Here is a 17,888-nt window from a genome sequence, read left to right as displayed (position 1 = left end):
TTGGTGCGGGTAACAGGACTTGAACCTGCATGCCCTTGCGAGCATATGGACCTGAACCATACGCGTCTGCCAATTCCGCCATACCCGCAGATAAAAGCGCATCGGAAATTCCGATAGGGCAAGAGTTATTATAAACAAACGCCGCACATTTGTCAAGCATCGGGCAAAGAATTTTTACCGCATTATCATTTTCATCATGCTTTTTAACTGCTGAATGTCCCGGTACCGTCCGATACATAGTATAGAGGGTATGCAGACCGCACGACTGCGCAACAGCCGCCGGGATTTCCATCACTTGGCAGATTAGGAATTATTTAATGGTTGACTGCTAAAGTGCTTTGATTTATAATTTGAGTTGCTCTAAGAGCAATCATCTTTGTCGCGTGACGAAAGATTTTTGCAGTATTACGATTAAAAGTAATCTGTAAAGGTCTTTTTATTTTTGCAAAAAATCAAATCACAAAAATAAAGTCATGTGAAACGAAAAGGAGGATCACAATGAAAATTTTCAAAAAAATGATTAGTATGCTTACGGCATTGCTGGTAACGGTCAGCATGTTTGCTTTCGCTGCTTTTGCGGCAACACAAACGGGAACCGTACATGTTTCAAGTTATTTAAATGTGCGTTCGGCCGCAAACACCGGCGCACCCATCGTCGGTAAGCTTTTAAACGGCGAGCAGGTTTCCATCCTCGGCAGCAGTAACGGCTGGTACCGGATTTCGTATAACGGTGAAACCGCTTGGGTTTCGGGACAATACATAACCGTATCGTCCGGTCAAACACAGACGGGAACCGTAAACGTTTCATCCACAAGCTACCTGAATGTACGTTCAGCTGCCTCCACTCAGGCGACCATCGTCGGCAAGCTTTCAAAAGGCGAGCAAGTTACTATCCTCGGCGAAAGCGATGGCTGGTATCAGATTTCGTATAACGGCGAAATCGCATGGGTTTACGGACAATACATCTCCGTATCGTCCGATCTGGCGCAAATTGTTGTCGATGCGGCAAACAGCGCGATCGGCGTGACTTATGTATTCGCCGGCGCCACGATGAGCGGAATGGACTGTTCGGGTCTTGTCGTTTACAGCTACGCCAAAGCGGGCATTACGCTTCCGCATTCATCCGCGCAGCAGGCCACATATGGCGTTGCGGTAAGCGAGGCCAATCTGCAGCCCGGCGACCTCGTGTTTTTCGACACAGACGGCGGTCTGAATAATATCAACCATGTCGGCATCTACATCGGCGACAATAACTTCATCAGCGCCCAGTCCGGCGCGGGAATTGTTAAAGTAGCATCCCTCTCGAACAGTTATTGGTCAGCCAGATATATGACCGCCAGAAGAATCATTAACGCATAGCACCGTCCAAATTAACCCCGCCCGTCGATAAAACCTTTTATCGGCGGGCGGGGTTGTCATTCTGAGCGAAGCGCATACCATGCGCGAAGTCGAAGAATCACGGCCAGATAACCATTTTAAATAATAACCGTATAGGATTCGCCTTTTTCATTATTGCACATCAATATTAACCGTACTTAAAAATATTTTTAAAATATCTGCATAATCTCTCCCGATCCGGGCATAATATATAGTTTATCCCTTTCCCACCGCGATACAAATCTCCCTTTTGCTGCAACATTAATGCAGGGGCGGATATCATCACCTCCCACAAACCACATTGACATGAAAGAAATTTCGGGATATAATACCAACAGAACAAAAGTTCGGACTTATTCGTGAAAAGGAGTTAATAATATGCCGTTAGTAACAAGCAAAGAAATGTTCAAAAAGGCCTATGACGGCGGATACGCCATCGGCGCGTTCAACGTCAACAATATGGAGATCATCCAGGGTATCACTGAGGCCGCCAAGGAAGAAAACGCCCCGCTGATCCTGCAGGTCTCCTCCGGTGCCCGCAAATACGCCAACCACACCTATCTGATCAAATTGGTCGAAGCGGCACTGATCGAAACCGATCTGCCCATCTGCCTGCATCTCGACCACGGCGACACGTTTGAGCTGTGCAAATCCTGCATCGACGGCGGTTTCTCGTCCGTTATGATCGACGGTTCCCACCACTCGTTTGCCGAAAACATCGAACTGACCAAAAAGGTCGTCGAATATGCCCATGCCCACGGCGTGGTCGTCGAAGGCGAACTGGGCCGTCTGGCCGGTATCGAAGACGCCGTTCAGGTCAGCGAAGAAGATTCGTCCTACACCCGCCCCGAGGAAGTCGAAGAATTCGTCGCCAAGACCGGCGTCGATTCGCTGGCCATCGCCATCGGCACTTCCCACGGCGCCTATAAATTTAAGCCCGGCACCAAACCGCAGCTGCGCTTCGACATCCTTGACGAGGTCACCAAGCGCCTGCCCGGCTTCCCGATCGTGCTGCACGGCGCATCCAGCGTCATGCCGGAATACGTCAAGATGATCAACGAAAACGGCGGCAACATGCCCGATGCGATCGGTGTACCTGAGGATCAGCTGCGCCAAGCGGCAGCCAGCGCGGTCTGCAAGATCAACATCGACTCCGACCTGCGCCTTGCGATGACCGGCACCATCCGTCAGTATTTCGCCGCGCATCCGGATCACTTCGACCCGCGACAATATCTCAAACCCGCCCGCGAGAACATCAAGCAGCTCGTCAAACACAAGCTGGTCGAAGTCCTCGGCTGCGCAGGCAAAGCATAAACATCTAACGCAAAAAGGCCGATACGAAAATTCGTATCGGCCTTTTTTGATGTTAAAAAAGCAAAACGGTCATTATTTAAATGCCCGTGCCGCTCTAATTTGATTCAATCCGCCAGCGATATTTATCAACCGCAGCGTCTGATAAATTCCTCCTCGGTTCGCTGCACCAGCTGCCCAATGACATCCTCCGGCGAAAGCAAAGTTTGATTTACCTCCATCTCTGTCCAACTGGCCTTTATCTCCGGATTGGGATTCGCCATTCCCTCCATGATTGCCAGTCCGATTTCCCTGCGCACTTCGTCCACACTGACGCCGTTGAGCACGGCTACTTTTTCGAGAATATCCGCAATTTTTCCCTTGTCCATTTTCTTGTTGGTCCTTTCTTCGCTATGATTTATGTACATCGGATTATATTGCAAAGCTCTCGCTGCAAGCCCTGCATATAACTCCTATAAATAAATAACATAAATAGGATAGCGAATACTGTCGAATTGTAAAGGAAAAAATAAATTTTTTATTATTTTTGAATTTTTATACAGGTATTTTATTCCTATACAAGTCTTTGACCGTTGATATACACATGGAACTCCAACCCCAGTTTTTCCGCGGCTTTCCGGCACAACAGCATGCGATCGAGAAAGATCTCGAAATATTCCATCGCCGAAAACCGCCCGGTATCAATGGTCAGCTTCAATTCAACAGCGGTCTTTTCGTCGTTGATTTGGGTCGTGGCCTTTTTAACCGAATAGTTGACGCGGTCATGGATGTCGAACTTGGTGATGTCGCGGTTGCGCACGCGGCTGCGGCGCACGTCGGTTTTGTCAGCCAATATCAATGCGGCGGCGACGGCGTTGACGGCCTCGGCGGTGCCCTCGTCGTGGTTTCCGATGGCGGTCACGATAGTCGCAATCTCCTCGGCGCTGGCGCCCATATGGTCTAAAATACGAAACGCCATCACGGCCCCGCTCTGAGCATGGTCGATGCGGTTGACGAGGTTGCCGATATCGTGCAGATATCCCGCAATCTGGGCCAACTCAATCTCGCGCTCGGAATACCCCAGCGTCGTGAGGATATACTTGGCGGTCGAAGCGACTTTCAGCACGTGCGAAAAACTGTGTTCGGTGTAACCGAGCGCAATCAGCGATTCGTCGGCGCGGGTAATGTAGGTCTTGACAGCCTGATTGTTTTTAACTTGTTCGAATGTAATCATTTATGATAGTTCCTTTCTTTTTTTCAAAGTTGTCATTCTGAGCGATCTAAGAATTGCGCGTAAACGCAATTCTTTCAGGGGATAAGCCGAAGGTTTTTCCCTTGGCGAAGAATCTCGGACTGATACCGGTTTCCTTCTACTTCACAAGTTTGACGTTTTCCTCCCCGAGCAGCGACCTGAATTGCCGCAGCAATCCGTCGGTCGGCGTCACCCACATATTTCGAGGCGCTCTTACGAGTTTCTTTGTGTTTTTGAAATAGCAGAAAAGCGGCGTATCGCCGATGCTGAATTGGACGATGTATTTGACCTGCTCCATATTTGGATCATCTTTGGAAAGCAGTTTCAAATATAACCCGTTTTTGGAATCGGATATCGGTTCCGCCGATTGTTCGGGCACGGGCGGCAGATTGCTCTCGTCGGGCGCAGTGATATTGTCTGCGATCAGCTTAACTTCAAAGCTCTCCTGTTCGTTATCGTCGTTTTCGCGTACCGAGATCCGCCCCGAAAAAGAGAGGGCTTTCCCGTTTACGAGCAAATCGGCGCTCTTGGCGTATAAATCCGAAAAAACCACCACCTCAAGCCCGGCGGTCTTGTCTTCAATTGAAACAAACGCCATGCTCTGCCCGTTTTTCGTCATCTTGACAGTCTTGGACGCGACCACGCCCAGCAGTTCCATGCGCTTGTTGTCAAAATCGGAGGCGTTTTCCCCGAGCAACGAGGAGATATCGGGAATGCGCTTTTGCTTTTTCAGCCCCTCGAACTTGTCCAGCGGATGCGCCGATAAAAACATTCCGGTCACTTCGCGTTCCTGCGCCAAAATCTCATCTTGAGAAAACTCAGCGGCCTCGGGCAGCTGGGTTTCGGGCGGCTTTTCGGCGTTGTCGAACAATCCCAATTGCCCCTCCACGTTCTCACGGTCACGTTCGGCAAGTTCGTCCAAAATCAAGCCCGAGCCGCTCATCATTGCCCGTCTGGAACCCGGCAGCGCGTCAAACGTCCCGGCCTTGATCAGTGACTCCACCGCACGGCTGTTGAGTTCACGCCCGTAAACCCTGGAACAAAAATCATAAAACGAGCGGTACGACCCTTTGTGTCTGCGCTCCTCGACAATCAGATCGATCACCGCGCTGCCCAAATTTTTGATCGCCAGCAGCCCGAACCGAATACCGTTTTCGGTCGGCACAAAGGTCTTTTCACTCTCGTTGATATTCGGCGGATAAATTTTCAGCCCATGCCGCTTACAGTCCTCGATGTACTGAGTCGCCTTGGAGTCGCCCATCATGCTCGAAATCAACGCCGCCATATATTCCTTATACCAGTGTGTGCGTAAGTAAGCCGTCTGATAGGCGATCAGCGCATAAGGTGCGGCGTGGCATTTGTTAAACCCGTACCCCGCAAAGGTCTCCATATCGTCAAAAATTCGGTCTGCGGTTTTCTCATTGATGCCCAGCGAGACCGCGCCCGGCACGATCACTTTTCCGCTTTCATCTTTTTCGCCGTGTACAAACCGCGCGCGTTGGCGCACCATCTCTTTTTGCTTTTTCTTGGCCATCGCACGCCGCACCATGTCGGCCTGCCCGTACGAAAATCCGGCCAGATCACGGCACACCTGCGTCACCTGTTCCTGATAGGCGAACACACCGTTGGTCTCTTTCAAGGCATTTTTGAGTTTCGGATGCAGATAGTGAATATTGCGCGGGTCGGCTCTTCCGGCTATATATTGCGGAATCGCTTTCATCGGTCCCGGGCGGTAGAGCGAGATCGCAAGCATCAAATCGTCGAGGTGCTTCGGCTTCATGTCGATCAACAGCTGCCGCATGCCGCCCGATTCGAGCTGAAAAATCCCGTCGGTATCGCCCCTGCCGATCAGTGCGTAGGTCTTGGGGTCGCTTTCGGGAATCTTGTCAATGTCAAAATCCGGTGCGCTTTTGCGTACCAACTCCACCGCGTCGTGGATGACTGTCAGATACCGCAGCCCCAAAAAGTCAATCTTTAAGAGTCCGAGCTCCTCGAGGTAGTTCATCGTATATTGGGTCACGACCGCCGACCCGTTTAAAGCCAACGGTACGAGACAGTAGGCCGGCTTGTCGGTAATCACGACACCTGCGGCGTGGGTCGAGGCGTGGCGAGCCGTACCCTCGAGTTCTTTCGCCGCCGCGACGAGTTCCGCCGCCTGCGGGTCGTTTTCGCATTGCTGCTTTAACGGGCTGTTCGGGGCCTCGTAAGCGTCCTCGATCGTACCGAACATTGAATGCGGAATCTTTTTCGCGACGATGTCGACGGCGGCATAGCTCATCCCGAGTGCCCTGCCAACGTCCCGAATGGCGGCTCTTGCCTTCATCGTCCCGAAGGTGACGATCTGGGCGACGTGTTCGGTGCCGTATTTGGCAATCACATAATCAATAACTTCCTGCCTGCGTTCCTGACAAAAGTCGATGTCAAAGTCGGGCATGCTCACCCGCTCGGGGTTTAAAAACCGCTCGAACATCAGGTTATAGCGCAGCGGATCGACGCCGGTAATCCCGAGACAATACCCGGTCAAAGAGCTTGCACCCGAACCGCGCCCGGGTCCGACCGGAATCCCGCGCGATTTGGCATAAGTAATAAAATCGGCGACGATCAAAAAATAATCGGTAAAGCCCATCTTCTCGATGGTGTCAAGTTCATAATCCAGTCGTTTTTGAGCTTCGGCGCGGTTTTGTTCATCATATCGCTTTGCAAGTCCCTCTTCGGATAACTTTCTCAGATATTCAAAATGCGTAAATCCGGCGGGCACGTCAAAATGCGGCAGTTTGGTTTTTCCGAACTCGAATTCAAAATTGCACTTTTTGGCCACTTCAAGGGTGTTGGTGATTGCTTCGGGCGCAAAGGCAAACCGCTCCGCCATCTCAGCTTCGGATTTCAGATAAAACTCCTTGGTCGGAAACTCCATCGCTGACGGATCGTTGATGTTGGTGTTGGTTTGAATGCAGATCAGAATCTGCTGCGCACGGGCGTCGGACTTGTCCACATAATGCACGTCGTTGGTCGCCACGACTTTGATGCCGAGCCGTTTGGCAATCCGCATAATCCCTGCGTTAATGCCTTTCTGATCGGGGATGCCCTGATCCTGCATCTCAAGGTAATAGTCCTCTCCGAACACCGACTTATACCACATCGCGGCTTCAATTGCCCCGTTGAAATCGTTTTGCCGCAGTTTCGTGGGCACTTCGCCGAACATACAGGCCGACAGCGCAACCAGCCCCTCGGCGTGATCTTTAATCAGTTCTTTATCGATGCGCGGGCGGTTATAAAACCCCTCCATCCATCCTTTGGAGATCATATAGATTAAATTTTGATAACCGGTCTCGTTTTTGCAAAGTAAAATTAAATGCTGTGAGGTCTCATCCGATCTTTGCTTGTCCGACATCGCCCGTGGCGCAACATAGGCCTCACAGCCGATAATCGGCTTGATGCCGGCGGCTTTTGCGGCCTTGAAAAACTCGACCGCGCCGAACATATTTCCGTGGTCGGTGACGGCGACTGCGGTCTGTCCCAGCTCTTCGCAGCGTTTTAACAGCTTGCTGATGCGGCATGCGCCGTCGAGCAAACTGTATTCGCTGTGCAGATGCAGGTGGACAAAACTCACAGTGCGTCACCCTCCTTTACCGCAAGCTCCTCGGCGAGTTTGACGATCTTAGCCAGCCGATGGTTGACGCCGCTGCGCCCGATTCCGAGTAAAACCCCGAGTTCCGAGAGCGAGGCGTCGTCGTTTTCGATACGCGCCGAAGCCGTCGCCCGCAGTTCCGGCGGCAGGTGGTCGATCCCACGTTTCGTTATGATATATTTGATCGCCGCGATGTGCTTTGCGGCGGCGTCCCTCGATTTTCCGAGGTTTGCCGCGTCAAAGTTCATCTGGCGGTTGAGGTTGTTCGAGATGTCGCGCAAAATGCGCAAATTGGAGAGTTCAAACATCGCCTCGGTGTCGCCGAGTGCGGCTAATAAATATTCGATCTGCTCGCCGTCCTTGAAATACACTGCCCATTTTTCGCCGCGCTTGGTCGTCAGCGGACGAAATTCCAACGTCTCCAGCAGCCGTGAAAGTTCTCCCGCCGCCCGCTCGGTCAATCCGGAAAACTCCAGATGAAAATCTTTCGCGGGATCGGCGGCCAGCCCGGTCGAAATGAACGCGCCGCGCAAAAAATGCTGCGCCGCTTCCGGATTTTCAAACAAGGATTCATCCAGCACCCCGTTTTCGTTAAAAAGCCGAAACACATTAAAAATCTCAGTTCTGGATTTTTCGACCGGCTTTGCAAAATCCACGGTGGTCAGCGCCCGCATCGGGTCGGCGGCACGCATTTTCGGCGACCGCGCCGTTTTCAGGCGGTATTCGCGCAAACCGGTGGCACGCAGTTCTACGGGTAAAACATACCCTGTCTCGCGTTCAAAAATCTCCCCGAGCGCAATCACCGCTTCGGAAATCTCAGTCCTTAAAAGATAATTTTTCTGTCGTCCGGCGTGCAAAAACAGCAGTCCGCTGCCAAACGCCCGTCCGTATTGCAAGGGCGTCGCAAACGTGCAGAGTTTGGTTTTCACCTCATTGCAAAACGACATTTCTACTCCAAAAATTTAATTTCACATACGAGATCAACGCCGTTGCGGCATTTGATCTCGTCCTGAATCAACGCGATCAGTTCCTTGACATCTTTAGCGGTCGCGTTTCCGGTATTGATAATAAATCCGGCGTGCTTTTCGCTGACCTGTGCGCCGCCGATGCATTTCCCTTTCAGCCCGGCCTGTTCGATTAGCGCGCCGGTGTAAAAACCCGGAGGCCGCATAAACACGCTGCCCGCGCTCGGATAGTTCAACGGCTGTTTGTCACTGCGGCGGTTTGAAATATCGGCCATCTTGGCCCCGATTTCCGCACCGTCACCTTGCGCAAGCTCAAATTTCGCCCATAAAATCAGCAGATCTTTATCCGTAAAAAAGCTGTGGCGGTAGCTAAATTCGCATTCTTCCTTTTTCAGCGTTTTGACTTTTCCGTCCGCGCCGCAGTAACCGATTTCGGTCACGACGTCTTTCAGTTCGCCGCCGTAAGCCCCCGCGTTCATATAGACCCCGCCGCCGACGCTGCCCGGAATGCCGAACGCAAATTCCAGTCCCGACAGCCGGTTGGCCTGCGCGAAGCGGCAAAGACCCGTCAGCGAACCACCCGCCTGTGCCGTGATGATATTCTTGTCGACGCTCAGGTCGCCCATCTTTTCGCCGATTCGGATCACGACCCCGTCATAGCCCTCATCCGAAACCAATAAATCGCTGCCGCGTCCCATAATCGTGTGTTTGATCCCGTTTTCGGTGCAAAAGCCCAACAGTGCAGCCGCTTTTTCAGGCGTATCGGGTTCTGCAAACAACGCGGCGGAACCGCCGATGCGAAAACTCGTATGTTCGCTCAGCGGTTCATCAATACGATATTGAATTTTCTCCCGTTCGCAGAAAAAGGCCGCTCTTCCGGTCAAGAAAACCTCCTAACGAATGTTTCCGAGGAAAGCCGCGCCGATAATACCCGCGTCGTTGCCGAGTGTCGCCGCGACGATTCTGGTCTGGGGGATGCCGCTCCGGCTGTAGGTCTCTTTCGCAATGCGGGACCGCAGCGGTTCGAGCAAAAAGTCCCCTTCTTTTGAAATTCCGCCGCCGATGCAGAACACCTCCGGCTGAAAAATATTAATGAGGTTGATGATACCGCAAGCCAGATAGTCCAAATACTTGTTCCAGACCTCCCCCGCAGCTTCGTCGCCCTTACGCACGCCGTCACAGGCAGTCTTGCCGCCCGCGTTGTCAATGTTGCCGCCTGTGAGCTTCCACATAATCGAGGAAGGATGTTTTTGCATCCCGAGTTTGGTCATCTTGACCATTCCGGTCGCCGAAGAATAGGCCTCAAAGCAGCCCTTTCGCCCGCAGGTACAGGGCCAGCCGTCCTTTTCGATGACCATATGCCCCAGTTCCGCACCCGCGTAGTTGAATCCCGCGTAAATTTTCTTGTCGATGATGATGCCGCCGCCGACGCCTGTTCCGAGCGTGATGGCAACCAGGTCTTTGACGCCCTTACCCGCACCCGCCAGCATTTCGCCGTATGCCGCCGCGTTGCCGTCGTTTTCGACGAAGGTCGGAACGCCGAGTCCCTTTTCGACGAGATCGACAATCGGGACGTTGTTAAACCCTAGGTTGTTGTTGTAGATAATTACACCGCTTTTCGGCTCGATCGAACCCGGCGCGCCGATTCCGGCCCATTTGATGTCGGCCATCGTCAGCCCCGCATTTTCTACAGCGGTTTTGGCGGCGGTGACCATATCGGCGGCGATTTCCTCCGCAGGCCGCGGCAGGTTGGTTTTCGCCGACCCTCTCCCGACAATTTTATAATTCTCGTCGCAAACGCCGACCGCGATGTTGGTACCGCCCAAATCAATTCCGATATAGTACATGATGTTTTCCGTCCTTTTATGATTTAATTGATTTATTAATCTTTCTTTTTGGTGGATTCCTCGAAATCCTCCGTATCCATACCCAGCTGCTTCATCAGTTCCAGCGTGGGATTATAGCCGAACTTTTTATCGCGGTTATTCATGGCAGCGGTCTCGATGATGATGGCTAAATTGCGACCCGGCTTGATCGGAATCGTCAGGCACGGAATTTCAATCCCCAAAATGTCAATCGTCTCATTCCCCATACCCAGCCGGTCATAGACCTTTTCAGCATCCCAGGGTTCCATTTCAATGACCAGATCGATTTTCTCAGTGGCTTTGACCGCGCCCATCCCGAATAGCCGGCGCACATTGACCACGCCGATACCGCGCAGTTCGATAAAGTGGCGGATGTTCTCGGGGGACGAGCCGACCAGTGTCTTGTTGGACACGCGGCGAATCTCCACCGCGTCGTCGGCAATCAGACGGTGTCCGCGTTTAATCAGTTCCACAGCGGTCTCGCTCTTGCCGACACCGCTGTCCCCGAGCAACAAAATCCCCTCGCCGGAGACCTCCACCAAAACACCGTGGCGGGTAATGCGCGGCGCCAGTTCGACATTGAGCATGGCGATCAATGCGGCCATAAACTGTGAGGTCTGCTCCGCAGTTTTCAATAACGCCACGCCGTATTTTTTCGCCGCCTCGACAAATTCGACCATCGGGTCCATATCGCGAGTGAAAATCACCGCGACGGGCTTTTTGGCCATATAGTCATCGGCGCCCTTTGCGCGCTGTTCCGGAGGCATATTCTTAAAATAAGTGTGCTCGACCAACCCGATAATTTGAATGCGGGTCTCATCGAAATAGTCGAAAAAGCCGATCATCTGCAGACCGGGGCGATTGACCTCGCATGACGAAATCAGGATGTTTTCGGGTTCCTCCGGCATAGCAACCGGGACAAGTCCGAACTCATTGATGAGCTTTGACAGTTTCACCGTATATCGACCCAAATACAACGCCCCCTTCGCAACGAATTATACAATATTCTCCGCAGGTTTTCAACCTGTAAAATCGCGTTTTTACGTTCTGCAGCCATTGAAGCGTCCGGTTTTGCAGTTTTTTGCATATAACCGAAAAATTCAGAATCCATAAGGGCGGTTTTACAGACGAATCAGATCGGGTTTTACAGTACCGTCTCTGATTTCAAGAACCGCGTAAGTCTGTACGCCCCCATATTTCAAAGTACCGGGACAGACGACCCAAACCCCGTTGACAAATTCGATATTCGGAATGTGGGTGTGCCCGTGCAAAACGACTTTTGCCTTTTCCTTTGCGCCGAACAACACCGCGCCGGAAAGTCCGTGAAAATCCTCCCCGTGTGCAGCGGCGATTTTCACTCCCTCAAGCGTCCGAACGTCCTTATGCGGCAGTTCACAGCCCATGTCGCAGTTGCCCTTTACGCCGATGCGTATTATGTCGACTTTGAAAACACCCGGCTCAACCGCCGTAAACGCAAAGTCCCGCCAACCGTCGCCAAGATGATAAAACCCGTCGGTATCTGGATTTCCCGCAATCACTTTTTCCACAGTCTCGGCGTTCCCGTGGCTGTCGGACATTACAACGATTTTCATAATAATACTCCCGTTCGCATATTCTTATCAAAAAGGAGATGATCGTATGCCGTTGACACAAAACGACCTTGAAGTTTTAAAACGGCTTTTGGACGACGCCCAAACCGAATCCACACCGGATCCGCATATCCGCCTGCTGACGGCACTCGCCCCGTTTCTGCCGCCCGACCGGCAGCAGCGGCTTCCCGCTGCCATTGGATTGGTCAAATTCCTGAAAGGCGGCGAATATAATGCCTGAATACAACGATAAAGACCTGATCAAGATGCAAAACGACGCCATGAAGCGGGTCATGGAGATGCAGCGCCGCGCCAAGGAATCCTATTCCGCCGCGCAGAGTCCTGCCGCAACGACCGGTCAAAACGCCGGCGGACCTGTTTTCTCCTCACTTGGACCCACGGCACAGGAGACTTTTTCGCATCAGTCCAAATCCGATATGCAAAACCCGATACCGTGCCCCGATCTGGTCAAACAGCTTTTCATTCTGCTGGGTACCGACGATCCGATTCTGAACGCTGCGCTCGCTTATTTATTATAACATATTCCTCGGGCCAATTGTAGGGGCGGATATCATCCGCCCGCTTTATTACGATAAAAAAGAGCGGTTCTCACCGCTCTTTTTTAATGATTATCAAAACTTGATCTTTTCCATTTCTTTTTGAACCATTTTCGAGATTCGATCAAACTCGTTTTTAAACCGACAAAATTCCTTTGTACTCGGGTTACTGCATTCATCCGGGCCGCTGCAGCGTGCCATTTGAAACGGCCCGTCGATGGCCTCGATAACTTCCGCTAGTGAAATTTCCCCCGCCGGCTTTGCAAGTTCATAACCACCGCTGACGCCTTTGTAAGACTTTGCGATGCCGGCTGTAACAAGCTTACGCATAATTTTCAATGTGAATCGAAGTGTGACTCCGGTGCGTTCCGAAAGCGCACCGGCATCCAATCGTCTATTCTCATTGGCCATAACCGACACGATCCGAACCGCATAATCCGCTTCAAGCGTCATGTTGGTGATATTCATAACAAGACCTTTCTCCCGGATTATTCAAGGAAATCCTTGAGCCGTTTGCTGCGGCTGGGGTGGCGGAGTTTACGCAGAGCTTTGGCCTCGATCTGACGAATACGCTCACGCGTGACGTTAAATTCCCTGCCGACCTCCTCGAGGGTGCGCTGACGTCCGTCCTTGAGCCCGAAGCGCAGCAAAAGCACTTTTGCCTCCCGCGGGGTAATGGTGCGCAGCACGTCGTCGAGCTGTTCTTTCAGCATCGTCAGATGTGCGGTATCGGCAGGCGATGGCGCGTCGTCGTCGGGAATGAAATCGCCGAGGTGACTGTCTTCCTCTTCACCGATCGGGGTCTCAAGCGAAATCGGTTCCTGCGCCACGCGCAGAATCTCACGTACTTTGCCCGTGGTCATGCCGACGGCCTCTGCGATCTGCTCGGGCGTGGCCTCCTGACCGGTCTTATACAGAATCTGATTCCCGGCTTTTTTCACCTTATTAATAGACTCCACCATATGTACGGGGATACGGATGGTTCTGGCCTGGTCGGCGATGGCACGCGTGATCGACTGGCGAATCCACCAAGTCGCGTAGGTGGAGAACTTGAAGCCCTTGGTGTGGTCGAACTTTTCGACGGCCTTAATCAGACCCAGATTGCCCTCCTGAATCAAATCCAAAAACTGCAGACCCCGTCCGACGTAACGCTTGGCAATGCTGACGACAAGACGCAGGTTGGCTTCGAGCAGACGTTTGCGGGCGTTTTCGTCACCCTCGTTCATGCGGGTTGCCAACTCGATTTCCTCTTCGGTTGAAAGCAGTCCGACCCGTCCGATCTCTTTCAGATAGGCCTTGACCGGGTCGTCAATCAAAACACCGTCGACGGCTAAAGAGGTCTCAAGATCCGGACCACTGTTGAGTTCGGTGATAAAACTTTCGACGTCCTTGATGGCCTCACTGTCGGGTTCCAGCAGATCTTCGACCGGTTCCATATCGATGGGCTCAATGTCGAGATCGGGAATATCGCCCTCCGGTTCTGCATCCTCTTCGGCAAATTCATCCTCTTCGTTTTCCGTTTTTTCGACGGGTTCGCCGTCGTCACCGAGAATAAGCTTATCAATATCAAAATTCTTGAGAATTTCTTCGTCGATATCGTCAACGGTTATCGGCTCCTCGTCCTCTTCGTCTCCGGCGCCGAAATCCCCGTCTTCTTCGAGTTCTGTTTCTTCTTCCGATTCATCCTCAAGATCGATATCATCGAATTTCTGGTCAAAAAAGTCGTCCTTTTCCCCGATCATCTCCTGAGACGGCATTTTCGGCAAAGATTTCTCCTCGGGTGTTTCGGCGTTCTTTTTCTTGTTTTTGTCTTCCATGTAAATGGTCATCCTTTCGTATCTTCAGCTTTTCTTACTCTTTTGAAGATCACTGATGTGTTCCATGAGCTGTGTATCGTCGCCGATGTCGATGGGTCGATCGAGCTTGAGCCGGTCGATGAATTTTCCGACCTCGTTCATGTCGGAACACGGCGAAGGCCCCGACAGCATTTTTGACAGTTTTCCCATCTGCTCAACCGTAAAATTTTCTCCGAGCGGCGAAATGTCGATTGCGCCCTCGGGTGCGCGTACCTTGACGTAGTCCAGCACCGAATCCCAAAATGGATCGGGCAGTTTTTCGTCGGCAAGCAGCGCGCAGACACGCCCGCAGTCGGCGGGATTATCAAACAGATAGCGAATGATCCCGGCGCAGATTGCATCGAATTTACCGTTCTTTTCGGTTCTTGCCAGCGCTGACGGAGGCAGTCCGCTGCGTCGCAGCTCCTCCTTTTGGCGCCGCTTCGCCCGGGAGCGCCGAAGCCGCGTAATCTCGGATAAAAGCGCCTTTTTGTCAGCCGATAAATCGTCGGCCGCCTTTGCGGCGTATACGTCTGTTTCGACGTCACTTTCGAGATTTGCGAGTTCCGAAGCCGTCTCCTTCAGGCAGGCGGTCTTTTCCTCGGGGAGGTCTAAATCATATTTTGCCTTAATCGCCCTTAATTTAAACGAAAGAGCGTCTGCACTGCCTTCGAGCAACGCGGCAAAACGATCCGCACCGAATTTTTTAATGTACTCGTCCGGATCCTTGGCCTCTTTCATCTCCAAAACCCGGGCCGAAATCCCCGCATCGCGCAAAATCTCATAGGCGCGCTGCGTAGCGGCCGTTCCGGCCTTATCGCTGTCGTAGGCGACCACGACCTTATCGGTATAGCGCGCCATCAGACGCGCCTGTTCCTGCGTCAATGCCGTCCCGAGCGTCGCCACCGCCTGGGAAAATCCGGCCTGATGCAACATAATGACATCCATATAGCCCTCGGCCAAAATCAAATTCCCGGCCTTGGCCTTTTTGGCGAAATTGAGCGCGAACAGGTTGCGGCTTTTTTTGAATACAACCGTGTCCGAAGAGTTGATGTATTTGGGCAGCGAGTCATCGAGGACTCTTCCGCCGAACCCGATCACGCCGCCCGCCGAGTCGATGATGGGAAACATCACCCGGTTGCGGAACATATCAAAAGTCCGGTTATTTTTCTTTGCGGCTAAAAACGCGCCCGCCAGTTCGTTGTCGGAAAATCCCGCAGCATTCGCGGCCTTTTTGAGGTTGTCCCATCCCGCTGGTGCAAAACCCAGCCCGAAACATTTGATGGTCTTATCCGACAACCGCCGCTTTTTAAAATAAGCCAACCCCGCTGCGCCCTCGGACGAAAAAAGCCGCTCGTGAAACCAGCGCGCCGCAAAACGGTTGAGTTCCAAGACGCGGAGTTTTTGTTTGGAGTTGTCCTGCTCAAAGACGGTCTTCGGAATTTCGATCCCCGCGCGTTTGGCCAAAAACTCAAGCGCTTCCGGGTATTCAAGATTCTCGACCTGACGGACAAAGGTGATGATGTCTCCGCCCGCCCCACAGCCGAAGCAGTGATAATGCCCATCCTGCGGCCATACCGTAAAAGACGGCGTCTTTTCGGAGTGAAACGGACAAAGGCCGACCAGAGTCGTGCCTCTCTTTTTGAGTTGAACATACTCGCCGATCAGCTGTTCTATGTTGGTGCGATACTTAATTTCGCTGATAATATTTTCGGCAATCAGAGCATATCCCCCCAATCTACCAATATGTCATTATAACATATTTTTTGGCTTTGTCAAACCAATTCGGGTGAATTTTCAAAAAAGGCAATTATTTTTACGATAATCCGTAGGGGCGGCCCCGTGTGGCGCCCGTCAGACATCGTCCCGGTCTTCTATAGCCTTACCGTTGATCATCCGTTTGTATCCCGTCGTCAACTTCCTTTTGCCACCGTTTCAGCCGAGTGCGCAGATCGGCGAGTTCGGCGGCATATTTCGGGTCATCCGCCAAATTATTCAGCTCGTCCGGATCTTCTTCAATCCGGAATAACATCGTCTTGCGGGTGCCTTTTCCGTCGAGCGGCACGGTGGGGCCTGTTCCCACACCCTCGGGACAGTTGGCAGTCAGCGGCCATTTGATCGGATTTGCCGATTCATCCCGATACCATTCGATGAGTTTATATTCGCCGTACCGTACCGACCGCGCATAATTTTTATAGGCGCAGCATAAATCGTCGCGCACACTTTTTTCTCCGCGAAGCACCGGCGCAAAGCTCTTGGTCTCCACGGTTTCCGGAATTTCAAGCCCGCACAGGTCGCACAGCGTCGGGAAACAGTCGGATAAATAGCATAAAGCATCCGATTTCTGCCCTGCGGGAATCCCCGGTCCGGCTAAAATCAACGGCACACGAACGCTGTGGTCATAGACCGACTGCTTGCCGAATAATCCGTGCTGCCCGATCGCCAACCCGTTGTCGCCGGAATAGACGATAATCGTATTTTCGAGGAGACCCCGTTGTTCCAGAAGATCAAGCAGCCGACCCACACGGTCGTCAATGTGGGAGATCATGGCATAATATTCGGCCAGATGCCGCCGCACCAGTTGGGGTGTACGCGGCCACGGCGCGAGCGTCTCGTCGCGCAAAACCATGTCACCGTCGTCAAACGGATGGCAGGGCATGATATTATCGGTGAGCCGCAGACCGTCCGCTTCATAGAGTTTCCGGTATTTTTCGGGCATCGTGCGGGGATCGTGGGGCGCCATAAAAGCCACATAGCCGAAAAACGGCTTGTCGCTCTCTTGGGACAGCTTCTCCTCCATCAGATCGGTAAACAGGTCGGTGGAGTGCTTGTCCCCGATGCGGTCCTTGCGTGCATTGTTTTTAAATAACGGCATCCCGAGATGGAATCGGGATTCATAAGGTTCAATCTCCGGATAGACGCCGTCCGCATGAAAATCGCAGACCGGCACGTTCCAATGGTCGTTCATGCCGCCGAAAAAGATATTGCCGCCGTCGGTAAAACTGCGGGCATAAGAGGAGGTGCCGTTGTGCCATTTCCCGACGCCGATGGTTCTGTAGCCGTGCTTTTGAAACCATTCGCCCATCAGCGTGTGGTTTTCGGGAATCTCCTGTCCGCACCGATCCAGGTGAAAAACGGTTTTCCCGGTGTGCAGCATTGCCCGGCTGGGCATACAGACCGCGCCGCTGGTACCGCCCATGATGTGCGCATGTGTAAAATTTGTCCCCATTCTTGCAAGCCGATCGAGATTCGGGGTGTGAATATCGGGATTGCCAAGCGCCGCCAGCGTATCAAACCGCTGATCGTCCGCCAGCAGAAACAGTACATTCGGTTTTTTCATAATTCCTCCTCCGCTTTTTTGATTTTTCGGTTTATTCATTTAAAATCCGCACAAAGTCGGAAACGCGGCTACCACGCTTATGTTAAACAGATTTCCTAACGCGTTTGAATCCGACATCCTGCCGGAACGTTTGAGACCGGTGTCTCACCACGGAACGGCTGATAGCCGTTCCCTACATTTTATGAAATCT

General features: G+C 52.3%; 16 protein-coding genes and 1 tRNA gene. 4 read left to right on the top strand and 13 right to left on the bottom strand.

Annotated features, from left to right (window positions below):
* Nucleotide 1 precedes the first annotated feature (1 nt).
* A tRNA-Leu gene (locus tag PK629_10960) sits at nucleotides 2–88 on the bottom strand.
* A gap of 410 nt (nucleotides 89–498) precedes the next feature.
* Between PK629_10960 and PK629_10955 the strand changes: the two genes are divergently transcribed.
* A complete protein-coding gene (locus PK629_10955) occupies nucleotides 499–1,359 on the top strand; it encodes an SH3 domain-containing protein (protein ID HOP11999.1) in 861 nt (286 codons plus the stop codon).
* Between the two features lie 396 nt (nucleotides 1,360–1,755).
* Entirely contained in the window at nucleotides 1,756–2,691 is a 936-nt protein-coding gene (gene fba / locus PK629_10950; GenBank protein HOP11998.1) for a class II fructose-1,6-bisphosphate aldolase, read from the top strand.
* A 125-nt stretch (nucleotides 2,692–2,816) separates the two neighbouring features.
* Here the strand turns inward: fba and PK629_10945 are convergent, their stop codons facing one another.
* From PK629_10945 to PK629_10910, 8 genes are all read right to left on the bottom strand, one after another.
* Complete coding sequence (locus tag PK629_10945) at nucleotides 2,817–3,056, bottom strand: hypothetical protein (protein ID HOP11997.1); 240 nt, start codon at nucleotides 3,054–3,056, stop codon at nucleotides 2,817–2,819.
* 185 nt (nucleotides 3,057–3,241) lie between these two features.
* Nucleotides 3,242–3,901, bottom strand: a complete 660-nt coding sequence (locus PK629_10940) for an HD domain-containing protein (protein HOP11996.1) — start codon at nucleotides 3,899–3,901, stop codon at nucleotides 3,242–3,244.
* Nucleotides 3,902–4,037: 136 nt separating this feature from the next.
* Nucleotides 4,038–7,529 (bottom strand): DNA polymerase III subunit alpha, encoded by a 3,492-nt coding sequence (locus PK629_10935; GenBank protein HOP11995.1) that lies wholly within the window; start codon nucleotides 7,527–7,529, stop codon nucleotides 4,038–4,040.
* The gene (gene whiA / locus PK629_10930) at nucleotides 7,526–8,494 is read right to left on the bottom strand and encodes a DNA-binding protein WhiA (GenBank protein HOP11994.1); all 969 of its coding nucleotides are present in this window, start codon (nucleotides 8,492–8,494) and stop codon (nucleotides 7,526–7,528) included. The genes PK629_10935 and whiA overlap by 4 nt, the downstream gene beginning before the upstream one ends.
* Nucleotides 8,495–8,496: 2 nt before the next feature.
* Nucleotides 8,497–9,396: a UDP-N-acetylmuramate dehydrogenase gene (gene murB / locus PK629_10925; protein HOP11993.1), complete on the bottom strand. Its 900-nt coding sequence runs from the start codon at nucleotides 9,394–9,396 to the stop codon at nucleotides 8,497–8,499.
* 9 nt (nucleotides 9,397–9,405) lie between these two features.
* Nucleotides 9,406–10,359 carry an ROK family protein gene (locus tag PK629_10920; protein HOP11992.1) on the bottom strand — a complete coding sequence of 318 codons (954 nt, stop codon included), beginning with the start codon at nucleotides 10,357–10,359 and terminating at the stop codon, nucleotides 9,406–9,408.
* Nucleotides 10,360–10,394: 35 nt separating this feature from the next.
* Entirely contained in the window at nucleotides 10,395–11,348 is a 954-nt protein-coding gene (hprK, locus tag PK629_10915; GenBank protein ID HOP11991.1) for an HPr(Ser) kinase/phosphatase, read from the bottom strand.
* Between the two features lie 150 nt (nucleotides 11,349–11,498).
* Complete coding sequence (locus PK629_10910; protein HOP11990.1) at nucleotides 11,499–11,969, bottom strand: YfcE family phosphodiesterase; 471 nt, start codon at nucleotides 11,967–11,969, stop codon at nucleotides 11,499–11,501.
* Nucleotides 11,970–12,015: 46 nt separating this feature from the next.
* Between PK629_10910 and PK629_10905 the strand changes: the two genes are divergently transcribed.
* The gene (locus PK629_10905; protein HOP11989.1) at nucleotides 12,016–12,207 is read left to right on the top strand and encodes a hypothetical protein; all 192 of its coding nucleotides are present in this window, start codon (nucleotides 12,016–12,018) and stop codon (nucleotides 12,205–12,207) included.
* Complete coding sequence (locus PK629_10900; GenBank protein ID HOP11988.1) at nucleotides 12,200–12,505, top strand: hypothetical protein; 306 nt, start codon at nucleotides 12,200–12,202, stop codon at nucleotides 12,503–12,505. The genes PK629_10905 and PK629_10900 overlap by 8 nt, the downstream gene beginning before the upstream one ends.
* A 93-nt stretch (nucleotides 12,506–12,598) precedes the next feature.
* Here PK629_10900 and PK629_10895 read toward each other — a convergent pair whose 3' ends face one another.
* The 4 genes from PK629_10895 to PK629_10880 form a co-directional block, all read right to left on the bottom strand.
* On the bottom strand, nucleotides 12,599–12,991 hold the full coding sequence (locus PK629_10895; protein ID HOP11987.1) for an Rrf2 family transcriptional regulator: 393 nt from the start codon (nucleotides 12,989–12,991) through the stop codon (nucleotides 12,599–12,601).
* Nucleotides 12,992–13,011: 20 nt separating this feature from the next.
* Entirely contained in the window at nucleotides 13,012–14,340 is a 1,329-nt protein-coding gene (rpoD, locus tag PK629_10890; GenBank protein HOP11986.1) for an RNA polymerase sigma factor RpoD, read from the bottom strand.
* Between the two features lie 24 nt (nucleotides 14,341–14,364).
* Nucleotides 14,365–16,095 carry a DNA primase gene (gene dnaG / locus PK629_10885; GenBank protein HOP11985.1) on the bottom strand — a complete coding sequence of 577 codons (1,731 nt, stop codon included), beginning with the start codon at nucleotides 16,093–16,095 and terminating at the stop codon, nucleotides 14,365–14,367.
* 145 nt (nucleotides 16,096–16,240) lie between these two features.
* A complete protein-coding gene (locus tag PK629_10880) occupies nucleotides 16,241–17,698 on the bottom strand; it encodes a sulfatase-like hydrolase/transferase (GenBank protein HOP11984.1) in 1,458 nt (485 codons plus the stop codon).
* Nucleotides 17,699–17,888 lie beyond the last annotated feature (190 nt).

Source organism: Oscillospiraceae bacterium (assembly GCA_035380125.1).
Classification (GTDB): domain Bacteria; phylum Bacillota; class Clostridia; order Oscillospirales; family JAKOTC01; genus DAOPZJ01.
Note: the sequence above shows the minus strand (reverse complement) of the source record. Positions and strands in the feature narration are given on the sequence as shown.

What these genes read in the sequence shown, in the direction of transcription:
- rpoD (HOP11986.1), bottom strand. Translation starts at nt 14,340, where the DNA reads ATGGAAGACAAAAACAAGAAAAAGAACGCCGAAACACCCGAGGAGAAA.
- whiA (HOP11994.1), bottom strand. Translation starts at nt 8,494, where the DNA reads ATGTCGTTTTGCAATGAGGTGAAAACCAAACTCTGCACGTTTGCGACG.
- PK629_10900 (HOP11988.1), top strand. Translation starts at nt 12,200, where the DNA reads ATGCCTGAATACAACGATAAAGACCTGATCAAGATGCAAAACGACGCC.
- PK629_10945 (HOP11997.1), bottom strand. Translation starts at nt 3,056, where the DNA reads ATGGACAAGGGAAAAATTGCGGATATTCTCGAAAAAGTAGCCGTGCTC.
- PK629_10910 (HOP11990.1), bottom strand. Translation starts at nt 11,969, where the DNA reads ATGAAAATCGTTGTAATGTCCGACAGCCACGGGAACGCCGAGACTGTG.
- fba (HOP11998.1), top strand. Translation starts at nt 1,756, where the DNA reads ATGCCGTTAGTAACAAGCAAAGAAATGTTCAAAAAGGCCTATGACGGC.
- PK629_10880 (HOP11984.1), bottom strand. Translation starts at nt 17,698, where the DNA reads ATGAAAAAACCGAATGTACTGTTTCTGCTGGCGGACGATCAGCGGTTT.
- PK629_10955 (HOP11999.1), top strand. Translation starts at nt 499, where the DNA reads ATGAAAATTTTCAAAAAAATGATTAGTATGCTTACGGCATTGCTGGTA.
- PK629_10940 (HOP11996.1), bottom strand. Translation starts at nt 3,901, where the DNA reads ATGATTACATTCGAACAAGTTAAAAACAATCAGGCTGTCAAGACCTAC.
- PK629_10905 (HOP11989.1), top strand. Translation starts at nt 12,016, where the DNA reads ATGCCGTTGACACAAAACGACCTTGAAGTTTTAAAACGGCTTTTGGAC.
- PK629_10895 (HOP11987.1), bottom strand. Translation starts at nt 12,991, where the DNA reads ATGAATATCACCAACATGACGCTTGAAGCGGATTATGCGGTTCGGATC.
- PK629_10920 (HOP11992.1), bottom strand. Translation starts at nt 10,359, where the DNA reads ATGTACTATATCGGAATTGATTTGGGCGGTACCAACATCGCGGTCGGC.